This window comes from Streptomyces hydrogenans, assembly GCF_014656075.1.
GTDB lineage: Bacteria > Actinomycetota > Actinomycetes > Streptomycetales > Streptomycetaceae > Streptomyces > Streptomyces hydrogenans.
The window spans coordinates 13,055-25,980 of record NZ_BNBS01000071.1 but is presented as its reverse complement, the minus strand read 5'-3'; the positions used below and the strand labels follow the sequence as shown (position 1 = coordinate 25,980).

The 12,926-nt window shown below is 72.5% G+C and carries 12 protein-coding genes; 3 read left to right on the top strand and 9 right to left on the bottom strand.

The window, feature by feature from the left end:
- Positions 1 to 306 precede the first annotated feature (306 nt).
- The 7 genes from ssuE to IE321_RS26235 all read right to left on the bottom strand — a co-directional run bounded on the left by ssuE (position 307) and on the right by IE321_RS26235 (position 6,401).
- On the bottom strand, positions 307 to 873 hold the full coding sequence (ssuE, locus tag IE321_RS26265; RefSeq protein WP_043226060.1) for an NADPH-dependent FMN reductase: 567 nt from the start codon (positions 871 to 873) through the stop codon (positions 307 to 309).
- Between the two features lie 88 nt (positions 874 to 961).
- Complete coding sequence (locus tag IE321_RS26260) at positions 962 to 1,948, bottom strand: ABC transporter substrate-binding protein (protein WP_190224756.1); 987 nt, start codon at positions 1,946 to 1,948, stop codon at positions 962 to 964.
- 61 nt (positions 1,949 to 2,009) lie between these two features.
- Complete coding sequence (locus IE321_RS26255; protein ID WP_043226064.1) at positions 2,010 to 2,774, bottom strand: amino acid ABC transporter ATP-binding protein; 765 nt, start codon at positions 2,772 to 2,774, stop codon at positions 2,010 to 2,012.
- A complete protein-coding gene (locus tag IE321_RS26250; RefSeq protein ID WP_190224755.1) occupies positions 2,771 to 3,772 on the bottom strand; it encodes an amino acid ABC transporter permease in 1,002 nt (333 codons plus the stop codon). The genes IE321_RS26255 and IE321_RS26250 overlap by 4 nt, the downstream gene beginning before the upstream one ends.
- Before the next feature lie 21 nt (positions 3,773 to 3,793).
- Complete coding sequence (locus IE321_RS26245) at positions 3,794 to 4,717, bottom strand: ABC transporter substrate-binding protein (RefSeq protein ID WP_190224775.1); 924 nt, start codon at positions 4,715 to 4,717, stop codon at positions 3,794 to 3,796.
- Positions 4,718 to 4,755: 38 nt separating this feature from the next.
- On the bottom strand, positions 4,756 to 5,274 hold the full coding sequence (locus tag IE321_RS26240; protein WP_190224754.1) for a GNAT family N-acetyltransferase: 519 nt from the start codon (positions 5,272 to 5,274) through the stop codon (positions 4,756 to 4,758).
- A complete protein-coding gene (locus IE321_RS26235) occupies positions 5,271 to 6,401 on the bottom strand; it encodes an LLM class flavin-dependent oxidoreductase (protein WP_190224753.1) in 1,131 nt (376 codons plus the stop codon). Before IE321_RS26235 ends, IE321_RS26240 begins: the two co-directional genes overlap by 4 nt.
- Positions 6,402 to 7,126: 725 nt before the next feature.
- On the opposite strand from IE321_RS26235, the gene IE321_RS26230 reads away from it, so the two are divergent.
- Both IE321_RS26230 and IE321_RS26225 read left to right on the top strand, forming a co-directional pair.
- A complete protein-coding gene (locus IE321_RS26230) occupies positions 7,127 to 8,137 on the top strand; it encodes an amino acid ABC transporter permease (protein WP_190224752.1) in 1,011 nt (336 codons plus the stop codon).
- A 422-nt stretch (positions 8,138 to 8,559) separates the two neighbouring features.
- Complete coding sequence (locus tag IE321_RS26225) at positions 8,560 to 9,420, top strand: DUF1684 domain-containing protein (protein WP_190224751.1); 861 nt, start codon at positions 8,560 to 8,562, stop codon at positions 9,418 to 9,420.
- A gap of 211 nt (positions 9,421 to 9,631) precedes the next feature.
- Here IE321_RS26225 and IE321_RS26220 read toward each other — a convergent pair whose 3' ends face one another.
- Both IE321_RS26220 and IE321_RS26215 read right to left on the bottom strand, forming a co-directional pair.
- A complete protein-coding gene (locus IE321_RS26220) occupies positions 9,632 to 10,225 on the bottom strand; it encodes a DinB family protein (protein ID WP_190224750.1) in 594 nt (197 codons plus the stop codon).
- 56 nt (positions 10,226 to 10,281) lie between these two features.
- Positions 10,282 to 11,652, bottom strand: a complete 1,371-nt coding sequence (locus tag IE321_RS26215) for an MFS transporter (protein ID WP_190224749.1) — start codon at positions 11,650 to 11,652, stop codon at positions 10,282 to 10,284.
- Between the two features lie 292 nt (positions 11,653 to 11,944).
- On the opposite strand from IE321_RS26215, the gene IE321_RS26210 reads away from it, so the two are divergent.
- Complete coding sequence (locus IE321_RS26210) at positions 11,945 to 12,922, top strand: ArsR/SmtB family transcription factor (protein ID WP_190224748.1); 978 nt, start codon at positions 11,945 to 11,947, stop codon at positions 12,920 to 12,922.
- The last annotated feature ends 4 nt before the right edge of the window (positions 12,923 to 12,926 follow it).

Here is a 12,926-nt window from a genome sequence, read left to right as displayed (position 1 = left end):
TCGACCGTGTGGGTCATCGGCGTCTCGAGCGGAGGACCCGATGGCGGGAGCAGGGTCAGCGGCGACAGAGGGCGCCGGTGCTCGGGCCGGGTCCTGTCGCGCGCTCCGGCACGGCGGGTGCCCATCTCCTGGCAGCCTAGGAGGAGTCGGGCGGACGAAGGTGGAGAGCGTGTTGCGGCTCCATGAAGCCGTCCGGGCGCTCCGTGCGGGGGTGGGCGGTGCCGTACGGCGGCCTCGTCCGCAAGGTGCTCCGCACGGACGGGGATCCGTACGGCCGCACCCGCGGATTCCGGAGGAGGGGCGTCGTCAGGCAGCTCGTCCGGCGGCGGCAGGCAGGGCCGTTCGTCCGCCGAGGGCGTCGGAGAACCGGTCGACGACCTGGGCGAGGGCCCCGGCCGGGCCGGGTGCGACGGTCAGGGCGCCGTCGGCGCCCACCTCGATGTCCTTGTCGAGCGTGAACCAGCCCTGGACGATGTGCGCGGCCCCCATGGAGCTGAGGACCGGGCGCAGGGCGTAGTCGATCGCCAGGACGTGCGCGGTGGTTCCGCCGGTGGCCAGCGGGAGGACCGTCTTGCCGGCCAGCGCGTACTGCGGCAGCAGGTCGAGCAGCGACTTCAACAGTCCGGAGTAGGCGGCCTTGTAGACGGGCGTGCCGATCACGACACCGTCGACGCGGGCGAACAGCTCGGTCGCCTCGACGATCGCCGGGTGACGGAAGTCGGCGCCGAGCAGGGCCTCGGCGGGAAGGGTGCGGACGTCCAGGGGGATCACCTCGTGTCCCCGGGCGGTGAGCCGCCGGTCCAGGTGGCGCAGCAGCCGGGCGGTGCGAGAGGTGGCGGAGGGGCTTCCGGAGACGGACAGGACGGTGGCCATGGCGGACCCTTCGGGAGCGTGGGAAGTGACGTGGGGCGGGTGCGGGGCCGCGAGCCGCGGGGTGTCGCGGCCCCGTTCCCCGGGGCGGCTACTTGTTGGTCCTGGGCAGGCCGGGCGGGTTGATCCGGGACGTGGTCACGGCCTCGTCGGACAGGCCCCAGCGCTGGAGCACCTTGGCGTACGTCCCGTTCCTGATGACCTCGTCGAGCGCGTCGGCGAGCGGCTCGGCCAGGCCGCTGTCCTTCTTGGTGGTGGCCGCGATGAGGCCCTGGAGGGTGGCGCCGGCGCCGGAGTACGTACCGACGACCTCCGTCTTCCCGGTGGTGGCCGCGTGGTAGGCGGCGGTCGGGTTGGGGCCGAGGTAGAGGTCGATGCGGCCGGACTGGAGGGCGAGGTAGGTGTCGCTGTCGTTCTGGTAGTACTTGATGTCCACCGGCTCGCGGCCGGCCTTCTCGTTCTCCTTGCTCCACTCGACGAGCAGCTTCTCCTGGTTGGTGCCGCTGCCCACGGCGACGGTCCTGCCCGCGACGTCCTCGGGTCCGTCGATCCTCAGGCCGCTGCCCTTCTTGGCCTCGAAGCCCAGGTTGTCCTCGCGGTAGGTGGCGAAGTCGTACTTCTCCTTGCGCTCCTCGGTGACGGTGATGTTGCTGAAGCCGACGTCGTACTTGGCGCTGTCCAGGCCGACGAAGACGTTCTCCCAGGACACCGTGTTGATGCGCGGTTCGAGGCCGAGTACGTCGGCGACCAGGTGGGCGAGGTCGGGCTCCACGCCGATGACGGTCTTGTTGTCGGTGGCGTGGAAGGTCAGGGGCGCCGCGGAACCGGAGGAGTCGGCGATCTCCAGGGTGCCTCTCTTGCGGATCTCCTCCGGGACCCGCGCGGCTATGGAGTCGACCTTCGTGGTGGTGACGCGGTTCTGGTCGGGGCTCAGGTTGAGCGTCACCGTGTCGCCCGAGGCGGCCGCGACCTCGGTCGTGGCGCTGTCGGAAGGGTTGCCGCACGCGGTGAGGGCGAGGCCGGCGGTCAGTACCAGCGCGGCGGCGGTGGTGCGGCGGGCGATCGGGGTGGTGGCCATGGTCGTGCTCCTTGCCTTCGGGAGTCGGGGGTGAGGGGAGGAGGGGGTGGTCAGGGGGTGGTCAGAGGACCTTGGAGAGGAAGGCTCGGGTGCGCGCGTGCCCCGGGTCGTCGAGGACGGCCGCGGGCGGGCCCTGTTCCACCACGACACCGCTGTCCATGAACACGACGGTGTCGGCGACCTCGCGGGCGAAGCCGATCTCGTGCGTCACGACGATCATGGTGGTACCGGTGCGGGCCAGGGCCTTGATGACGTCGAGGACTTCGCCGACGAGTTCCGGGTCGAGCGCCGAGGTGGGCTCGTCGAAGAGCAGGACCTTGGGTTCGAGGGCGAGTGCGCGGGCGATGGCCACCCGCTGCTGCTGGCCTCCGGACAGCTGGCGCGGATACGCGTCCGCCTTGTCGGCGAGGCCGACCCGGTCGAGGAGCCGACGGGCGTTCTCCTCGGCGGCCCCGCGCGGCCGGCGCAGTGCGGAGACCGGTGCCTCGACGAGGTTGTCGAGCACGGTCAGGTGCGGGAAGAGGTTGAAGTTCTGGAAGACGAAGCCGATGTCGGTTCGCTGCTTCAGGACGTCCTTCTCCTTGAGCTCGTGGAGCTTGTCGCCGGATCGGCGGTAGCCGATGAGCTCGCCGTCGACGCTGATCCAGCCGCGGTCGACCTTCTCCAGGTGGTTGATGGTGCGCAGCAGGGTGGACTTCCCGGAGCCGGACGGGCCGAGGATGACGGTCACCTCGCCGGCGCGGACCTTCAGGTCGACGCCGCGCAGCACCTCCAGCGGGCCGAAGCTCTTGTGGACGTCGTGGACGTCGACCATGACGTCGTTCATGTCTTCTCCGTCAGGGGGCGGGTGGCGGCGAGTCGCTGCGCCGCCAGGAAGCGGCGGGCCCGTGCGAGCGGGGTGGGCGGCGGGGTGCGGTCGGCGCCTCGGGCGAAGCGGCGCTCCACGTAGTACTGCGCGACCGACAGCAGGGAGGTGAGCAGCACGTACCAGGCGGTGGCGACCAGGAGCAGGGGGATCACCCGGCCGTTGCGGCCGTAGATCACCTGTACCTGGTAGAAGAGCTCGCCGATGGCCATCACGTAGACGACCGAGGTGCCCTTGAGGAGGCCGATGATCTCGTTGCCGGCCGTGGGCAGGATGGCGCGCATGGCCTGCGGCAGCACGATCCGGCGGATCTGCCGCAGCCGGGGGATGCCGAGCGCGGCGGCGGCCTCCAGCTGCCCGTGGTCGACCGCGATGACGCCGCCGCGCACGATCTCGGCGGCGTAAGCCGCTTGATGGAGCGTCAGTCCGATGACGGCGGCGCCGATGGTCCCGATGAGGCTGTTGCTGTCGACGGACCAGAACACCGGACCGAAGGGGATGCCGACGCCCAACCGCTCATACAGGGCACTCAGATTGAACCAGAACACGAGCTGGACGATCATCGGGATCGACCGGAAGATCCAGATGTAGGACCAGGCGACGGTCCGCAGCACGGGGCTGCGCGACAGCCTCATGAAGGCCAGGACGGTGCCGAGGAGAAAGCCGAGGACGGTGGCGTAGGCGGTGAGCTGCAGGGTCACCCACACCGCCTGGACGATCGTCTCCGACAGGAAGTAGTCGCGGAAGACGCTCCACTCCCAGACCGGGTTGGTGGCCAGCCCGTGCGCGAACTGGGCGACCAGCACGATCACGGCGACGGCCGCCGCCCAGCGGGCGTAGTGGCGGGCGGGGACGACCTGGAGCGAGGCCGGGTCGTCCTGGGCGGTCCGGGAGGCGGGGTCGGTGCCCGCGGAGGTCGCGCCCGGTGGCGCGGCGGCGGAGTCTGCGGTGAGGGCCATCGGCGTCTTCCTGTGCGGTCGTCACGTGTGCTCGGGCGGGTTGATCCGGGACGCGTCGATCGCGGAGGCGGAGGTGCCCCATTTCGCGAGGATCCGGGCGTACGTGCCGTCCTTGATCAGCTCGTCGACGGCGGCCCGGAACGCCTCGGTGAGCGGGGAGCCCTTCTTGAAGGCGAAGCCGACGTCGAGACGGTGGTACTCACCGAGGAAGGCGGTCTGCGCGGCGGGCTGTGCCGCCTGGTGGCGCAGGCCGTTGATGGTCGACATGACGACGTCGATCCGGCCCTGCTGGAGCGCGGTGAGGGTCGCCCCGTTCTCGGAGTAGACCTTGACGTCGTACGGTTCCTTGCCGGCCTCGGCGCACACCTCCTTCTTCGAGTTCAGGGTCGCCTCGAAGGTGGTGCCGGCGCCGGTGCCGATGGTCAGCCCGCACAGCTGGGTGAGGTCGGTGACCTTCGTCGTGAGGCCGGTGCCGCCCTTCTTCACCGCGAAGCCCTGGCCGTCGTTGATGTAGGTGACGAAGTCGACGGTCTTCAGGCGTGCGGTGGTGACGCCGAAGTTGCCGGTGCCGACGTCGTACTTGCCGCTGCCGAGGGCGGGGAGGATGGTCTCGAAGGAGGCGTCCTCCCGCTCCAGCCCGACCCCGAGGACCTTGGCCACCGCCTCGGCGATGTCGATGTCCTGTCCGGCGGGCGGCTTGTCCTGCCCGTTCGGGTAGTACGCGCCGGGCGGGAACCCGATCGAGCTGCCGATCCGCAGCGTGCCGGCACGGCGTACGTCGGCGGGCAGCAGGGCGGCGGCCGAGTCCACCTTCCGGACGGCGGCGACCGGGTCGTCGGTCGGCGCCGGGGGTGCCTGAGCGCCCGCCGGCGTGGTGCCGGGGGTGTCGCCGGAGCCGCAGGCGGTCAGTGCCAGTACGGGCAACAGCGCGGCGACGGCGGCCATGCGCAGGCGGCGCGGACGTGTTCCGACGTGTCGGGCACTCACAGGCGTGCCGCCTTTCCCGGGTGTGTCGCGGTTGCCGGCAGGTGCTTCTCGAAGGGCAGCGGGCCGATGGTCTCCGGGTCGGCCTCCGTGTCGAAGAGCGGGGCGTAGCCGGTGGCCAGGTACAGGCCGCGGGCCTCGGGCTGGCGCGGGCCGGTGGTCAGGTGGATCCGCCGGTAGCCACGCACGCCGGCCTCGTGCTCCAGTTCGGCGACGACCCGGCGGGCGAGGCCCCGCCGCCGGTGGGCGGAGTGCGTCCAGATCCGTTTCAGCTCGGCCGTGGTCGCGTCGTACCGGCGGAAGGCGCCGCCCGCGACCGCCTCGCCGTGTTCGAGGAGCAGCAGCAGGAGGCCGCCGTGCGGGGCGGTGAACTCCTCGTCGGGGTAGCGGGAGATCTCGCCGTGCGCGGCCCTGCCGTAGCGCCGGGAGTACTCGTCCTCGAGTTCCCGCAGCAGGGGCCGCACCCGGGGATCGGAGACGGGTACGTGAACGACCGTCAGTTCCACTGCGGAGGTCATCCGTTCACCCCCGCGAGGGCTCCGCGCGCCACCCGTTCGGCGTCGCGCTTGGCGACCTCTTCACGGACGATCGGGATCACGTACCGGCCGAAGTCGATGGCGTCGTCCAGGAGGTCGTAGCCGCGGGCGGAGAGGATGTCGACGCCGAGGTCGTAGTAGTCGAGCAGCGCCTGGGCGACCGTCTCCGGGGTGCCGACGAGGGCGTTGGAGTTGCCAGCCCCGCCGGTGGCGGCCGCGGTCGGGGTCCACAGGGCGCGGTCGTAGCGCTCCCCCGCCTCGGCGATGGCGAGCAGCCGCTGCGAGCCCGTGTTCTCCGGGTTCCCCCGGGAGCCCCTGCGAGGCTGCCGTACGAGACCCTCCTCGCGCCGCTGCCGGATCGCGCCGACGGTGCGGTGGGCCTTCTCCCAGGCCAGCTCCTCGGTGGGGGCGATGATCGGCCGGAACGCCACCTGGATGCGGGGCGTCTCGGTGCGGCCCGCCGCCTTCGCGGCGGCCTCCACGGCCCCGATCTGCTCGGCGGTTTCGGCCAGCGGTTCGCCCCACAGGCAGTAGATGTCCGCCTCGGCTCCGCCGGCGGCGTACGCGGCGGGAGAGGATCCACCGAACGACACGCCCGGGCGGGGTTGCTGGACCGGGAAGACGTCGCTGACGAAGTCGTGGAAGCGGTAGTGGTCGCCCTCGTGGTCGAAGGGCTCGTGGGTGGTCCAGATCTTCTTGACGACGTCGATGTACTCGCGGGTCCGCGCGTAGCGTTCGTCCTTGGTGAGGGTGTCGCCCTCGCGGCCCTGCTCGTGGTCGTTGCCGCCGGTGATGAAGTGCACCGTCAGACGGCCCTCGCTGATCTGGTCGAGGGTGGCGAAGGTCTTCGCGGCGAAGGTGGGGTACGAGACGTTGGGCCGGTGGGCGAGAAGGATCTGGAGCTTCTCCAGCCGGCTCGCGACGTAGGCCGCGGCCGGGGCGGGGTCGGGCGCCCCGGAGCCGTAGGCGAACAGCACCCGGTCCCAGCCGTGTTCCTCGTGCGCCCGGGCGAGCCGGAGCGTGTACCCCTTGTCGAAGGCGGCGCCGGAGCGCGGGGTGGTTTCGGAACCGTCGTTGGTGGCGGCGATGCCAAGGAACTCCACGGGCATGGGAGATGGCCTTTCCTCAAGTCTTCGTTCCGTGCCGCGGTGCGGTGGCACGGGCGGGGCACGGCGGAGCGGGGCAGCCCTCGGCGCGGCCGTCGCGACGGCGCTTGCGGGGCGGGGAATCCGGGGTGGGAGCGGGGGACGACGCCGGGGCGGGGGAAGGTGCGGGGGCCTCGGACGGGAAAGGGCGGCGGCAGCGCGCGTCAGGTCTCTCGCGCGCCCGCCCGCGCCCGGGCTCGGCCAGTGCCGAGCGCGCGATACGCGAGACGGTGCGACGCAGGAGGGAACTCGGCCCGCGACGGGGTCACCGAGGGAGGGAAGGGCCGGTCAGACGGCCCGCTGCCGCGTCAGGCGCAACACGCCGCGGACCACACCCGACCGAAGTCGATGTGGTCACGCGTGACCAGGCGCTGCTCGGCATTCATGCGCCCATTCAGCATGACATCGCGCCGCTCGTCAACCACGGCCCGGATACCGGACCGGTGTCGAACGGCCGGTGAGCGGGGCGTGGTTGACACCCACGCGCGGTGCGCCCGTACGATCGGGGCCGGACCGGCTCCGCCACGCGCGGCAGCCGTACCGGCCGCGTTGAGGGACGCGGCGAGTGTGACGACGCCGGTGACCGGCCACCCCCGTGCCCCGCGCCGCGGGTGCCCGGAGTCCACGAACGCGCACGCGCCGAATGGCCGCCTCCGCCCGCGTGCCTCCCTCACCTGGAGAGCCTTCTGATGGCTTCGCCGTCCGACACCTACGGTCCCGCCCGCGTCTCCGCGTCCGTCCCGCCCGCACCGCGCCCGAGCGCCTCCGACGGCCGAGGTCCCGAGGCCGATCAGCCGCGGATCGTGCCGCGCCGGCACACCGGCCGCCGGCTGACGGCCGCCGCCGCGCTTCTGGTCCTCGCGATGGTGGTCAGCTCCGTCGTCCGCAACAGCGCCTTCCAGTGGGACGTGGTCGGCCGCTACTTCACCACCGCCGCCGTGCTCGACGGCCTGCTGCTCACGCTCTGGCTGACCGGTGTGGTGATGGTGCTCGGCTTCCTGCTGGGCACTCCCCTGGCCGTGATGCGCCTGTCCGCCAACCCGGTGCTGCGCGCCCTGAGCTGGGGCTATGTCTGGATCTTCCGATCCACGCCGCTGCTGGTGCAGCTGCTGTTCTGGTTCAACATCGGCGCGCTCTACCCCACGCTCGGACTCGGCATCCCCTTCGGTCCGGAGTTCGTCACCGTCAAGACGGTCAACCTGCTCGGCCCGGCCCTCACCGCCGTCATCGGCCTGACCCTGCACGAAGCCGCCTACGCCGCCGAGGTGGTGCGCGGCGGCATCCTCTCGGTGGACGCCGGCCAGACGGAGGCCGCCCAGGCCCTCGGCATCGGCAGGCCGCGGGCCCTGCGCCGCATCGTCATCCCGCAGGCGATGCGCTCCATCGTCCCGACGGCCGGGAACATGCTGATCGGCACCCTGAAGGGCACCAGCATCGTCAGCGTCCTCGCGGTGCACGACCTCCTGTACTCGGTGCAGCTGGTCTACAACCAGACCTACCAGGTCATCCCGCTGCTGATGGTCGCCACCCTCTGGTACGTCGCCGTCACCACCGTGCTCAGTGCCGGGCAGTTCTACGTCGAACGCCACTACGCGCGAGGCTCCGCCCGCGCACTGCCGCCCACCCCCCTGCAACGGCTGGGGAAGCAGTTGGCCGGTCTCCGGGCCCGGTCGGACAGGGCGACCGTGCGACGCGGATGATGAACGGCACGCTTCGGGCGCATGTCGAGGAACGCGGATCGTGCGACGGGCCCGTTTCACGCGTTGACGTGGCGGATTCCCGATGCCAGCCTCGTCGGCGTGAGCCGGACAGCGAACTCCAGCACGCGACCGCACGTCGAACTCCGGCGGCACGCCGGGGGTCTCTGTACGTCCTGCCGCGGCTGTTAGACATCCGTCGGCGGAGACGTCACAGGCCGCCGCCCCGGACGTCCCCCGCCGCTCGCCGCCCAGGACGAGGCCCGCGCCGACGACGGGCCCCGGCGTCGGGACATCGATGCGCCCGCCCCGAAGGGCTCCCGCGCGCCTCTCCCCCGACCTCGTTCCGGACCCGTGGCCCGTTCCGTCCGCACGGGAGACGGACCCCGCACGACCCCACCACCCACCGCATCAGAAGGAGACGCATGAGCGTCCATGACATCCCCCACGCCCGCACCGGCACCGCCGACGTTCCCGAGGCGAAGGTCTTCGCCTCGGAGTGGGAGGAGTGGCACCGGGACAAGGACGCCCGGCTCGCCTCGGAGCACGGATTCCTCGCGGTCACCGGCCTGCACTGGCTCTCCGCGGACCCCCAGGTCCTCCCTGGCGTTCCGGGGACCTGGTCGACGGGACCCGACGGCGTCGTCGTGGAGCTCGACGAGGGGACGGAGTTCTTCGTCGACGGCGTCGCCGTACGCGCCCGGCACCTCTTCGGCGTCATCCCGGAGCGTGGCGGCGTCGAAGCCGTCTGGGGCGACACGGTGATCGAGGTCGCCAGGCGCGGCGGCCACGACATCGTCCGGCCGCGGCGCCCCGACCACCCCCTGCGGGTCGCGTTCACCGGCACGCCCGCGTACGCGCCCGATCCGCGCTGGGTGGTCACGGGCCGCTACGAAGCCTTCCCCGAGCCGCGGCCGACCACGGTCGGCGCCTCCGTCGAGGGCCTCCGGCACGTGTACGACGCACCCGGCCGCGTCGTCTTCCACCTGGACGGGCAGGAGCTGAGCCTGACCGCGTTCAACGGGCAGGAGCCCGGTGCCCTCACGGTGCTGTTCACCGACGAGACCTCGGGCGTCACCACCTACGCGGCCAACCGCCACCTCGGCCTGGCCGCGCCCGGACCCGACGGCACGGTGCGGCTCGACTTCAACCGCGCCACCAATCTCCCCTGCGCCTACACCGACTTCGCGACCTGCCCGCTGCCGCCCGCCGAGAACCGGCTGCCCGTCGCGATCACGGCCGGCGAGAGGATCCCCCACGAACGCGGCCCGGTGGGACGCGCGTGACCTGCGACGGCACGCCGTGGCCGGACCGTGGAAGTCCGGTGCGGAGCCGTTCGAGCCGGTGCGGCCGGGCGGAGGTGCGCTCGACCACCCCGCGCACCTCGCCCCGCCCGGAAACGTGGGCGACGCCGCGCCGGGCGATCGACGCCCTGGTGCCTCGCTTCCGCGGCGGGCGGCGGTACTCGCCGACGTCGTGGCCCCGGCCCGCCCACCGTCAGGACCCCTGAGGCATGGCTCGTGCGGCCGACCTGGCGGCCTGCTCGATCTTCGCGCAGTGGGCGGCGCGGGCCTCCTCGTCGATCCGCTTCTCGTGTTCGGCGCGCAGCCCGGTCCGGCCGTCGAGGCCCTCGCGCAGGATGTCGGCGTGCCCGGTGTGCCGGATGGATTCGCCGAGGACGTGGACCAGGACGGCGAACAGGTTCGTGCGGGAGAAGGGTTCCGGCCACCACGGCACGTGGCCGGGGGCGTCGAGGGGTAGCTCCTCGATCGTCGCGTCCGCGTGTTCCCACGTGCGCCGGTAGAACCCGATGATCTGGTCGCGGGTCTCGTCCTCGGCCGCCCACTGGTCGCTGCCGTCGGAGTCCTGCCACCGGGGCAGCGGCTCCGGGGAAGGGCGGCCGAAGACCTCGCCGAAGTACCTCGCCTCGACGGTGGCCACGTGTTTGACCAGGCCGAGGAGGTTGGTCCCGGTCGCCGTCAGAGGCCGGCGGGCGTCGTACTCGGACAGGCCGTCGAGCTTCCAGAGCAGCGCCTCGCGGTCCCGCCGCAGCCTGCCGTGCAGGGTGTCCTTCGCGAACTCATCGATCATGTGACATGAACCTTCTTCCATGGGTTGTTCGTGGTCTCAAGGGGGTGTTCGTGGTCTCAAGATCCCGTACATGATCCGCCTCGGCCGGCAGAGCCGAGGCTCGGGGACGGCCGGGATCGACTCTCGGTCCGAGAGGTCTGTTCGGCGCCGTTCTCCGCTCCCCTGGTGCGGTTCGGGACGGGGACCGGGGAGGCGGGTGGGCGCCAGGCGAGGATCCAGACGGCGGTGAGCACCGCCGCGCCGCCTGCCAGGGCGATGGCGCCGCCCGTTCCGATGCCTGCGGCGAGCGAGCCGAAGCAGACCGGTCCGACGCCCTGCAGCGTCATGGCGCCGGCGCCGAGCAGGCCGAACGCCTGGCCCTGACCGTCCCGCGGAAGGGCGTCCAGGAAAGGCCGTTGCAGGCCGAGGCCGTAGGCGAATCCGAAGCCGCAGAGCAGCAGCAGACAGGACGAGGCGCCCACTCCGGGCTCGGCGGCGAAGCCGACCAGCGGCACTCCCATCAGCCCGGCCAACGGGACTACCAGCCGCTCCCGGGCGGGTGGCGGCAGCAGCCGGCCGACCAGCAGGTCACCGACGAGCATGCCGACCGGCAGACAGCCCATCAGCACCGCGTACCAGCCGGGCGCGAAGTGGCGTCCTCCCGCGTAGGCGACGATCAGGCCCTCCGCGCCCGCCACGAACGCGGGCGGTAGCCACTGGGCCAGCGTCAGTCGTCGCACCGTGCGTCCGCGCAGCAGCAGGCAGGCACCGCGCAGGCTCGCCCGGACCGCCCCGCCGTCGCCGCGAGGGCTGCCGGGCGTGCCGTGGCACTCGTCCGGTTCCAGGCGGGGCAGCCGGATGCGGAGGGCGAGCGCGCAGCCGAGGTAGAGCGCGGCGCTCACCGCGAGCGCTCGGTGCGGGCCGAGTACCGCGACGACCGCGCCTCCCAGCGCCAGACCGAACAGCTGCGCGCCCGAGGCGGCGATGTTGTTCAGTGAACGGCCCAGCACGTAGGCGTCGCCGTCCAGACAGCGAGCGACCAGCCGACTCGACGCGCCGCTGAACACCGGTGTGGCGAGGGCGACCAGCGCCACGACGACGAGGCTTGCCGCGATCGGCAACCGCACCAGGGCGAGCAGCAGGGCGGCGGCGCACTCCACGGCGTAGCCGCCGGCGATCAGCGCTCGGGGCGGCAGTCGGTCGGCCAGTGAACCCAGGAGCAGGGAGCCGAACAGCTGCGGGAGAAAGCCGATCCCGAAGGCCAGCGCGCTCAGCAGCGGGGAGCCGGTGGCCGTGAAGACCAGGACCGAGAACGTGGTGATCCGCAGCGAGTCCGCGGTGATCGCGACGGTGCGGGTCGAGAGGAGCAGCCGGAATCGCGGCTCGGCCAGCACGTCCCGGTAGGTGGCGCGGTGGTCGCCCTGCGCGGGTTCGGCGGTCGGGGTCATGACCCGCAGCCTCCCCGTGTGCCCGCGCCACTCACCAATGATTCGTCGCTGGACGAATCGACCAGGCGTCCCGCGCTGGGGCCTGTCTGACCATGGGCGGCGGATCAGGCCGGGTCGTCCGGTGCGTGCGATCGGCGTGCGGCCGGGGCGCCCTCGGACGGGGTCTCCCCTGCTCGAGCGAAGCCGAGAGCTCGGGGAAGGAGCTACTCGGGCGTTTCGGCCGTGCGGCGAGCGTGCGTGCCGGGCAGGCCGGACCCGACGGGAATGGTCAGACAGGCCCTAGCATGGCCGGATGCTGCGCTTCGAAGTCTCCGTCGAGGACCTGCTGCGCAGCCGCTTCGCACTGTCGCCCGCGCTGGACCTCTGCCTGCTGCTGCGTACGCTCACCGGGCGGGGTCGGCCGCTGCCGCGAGCCTGGGCCACCCGGCTCCTGCCGGCCTTCGAACGGCTTCGCCGCGAGACCGAACTGGACGCCGTGCTCGCTCTCCAGACCTCGCACGGCGGACCGGACTTCGTCGCCCCGCCGCCACGGGGTCTCACCCAGACCTGGGCACAGGACCTGGCCACGATCCGGGCCACGCCCCTGGACGCGGCCCGCCGCGAGTGCGTCGCCACCGCGACCGGCCCGTCCGCCCGAGACCCCCGGGTACGCGCGGTACTGGACTCGCCGGACGCCGTCTCCAGGATCGCCGAGGCCATGGACCAGGCGTGGCACGAGCTCCTCGCCCCGGACTGGCCGCAACTGCGCGCGATCTGCGAGCGCGATGTCGTCCACCGGGTCGGTGTGATCGGCGAACACGGCTGGGCCACGACCATCGAGAGCCTGCACCCCGGCATCGCCTGGCGCGCCGGCGGTATCGAGATCGGCTTCTTCCGGGGCGGAACGGTCCCCCTCGTCGGCGACGGGCTCCTGCTGATCCCCTCGGTCTTCGTCGGGCATGTCGCCGCCCACCTGGAAGACCCCTGGCCCAGGACCCTGGTCTATCCCGCCCGCGGCACCGCCGCCCTGTGGGGCGAACAGGAGACCGTCCCCCACCCGGACGCGCTGACCGCCCTGGTCGGCCGGGCCCGGGCCCGGCTGCTGCTGGCCCTGGACGCCCCGGCCAGTACCAGCCACCTCGCCCGAAGCCTCGCCATGGCACCCGGAGCGGTGGGGGACCACCTCGCCATCCTGAGAAGCGCGGGGCTGCTCGTCCGCGCCCGGTCCGGACGGTCGGTGCTCTACCGGCGCACTCCGCTCGGCGAGGCGTTGGTGGCCGGTTCGGGCTGAGGGA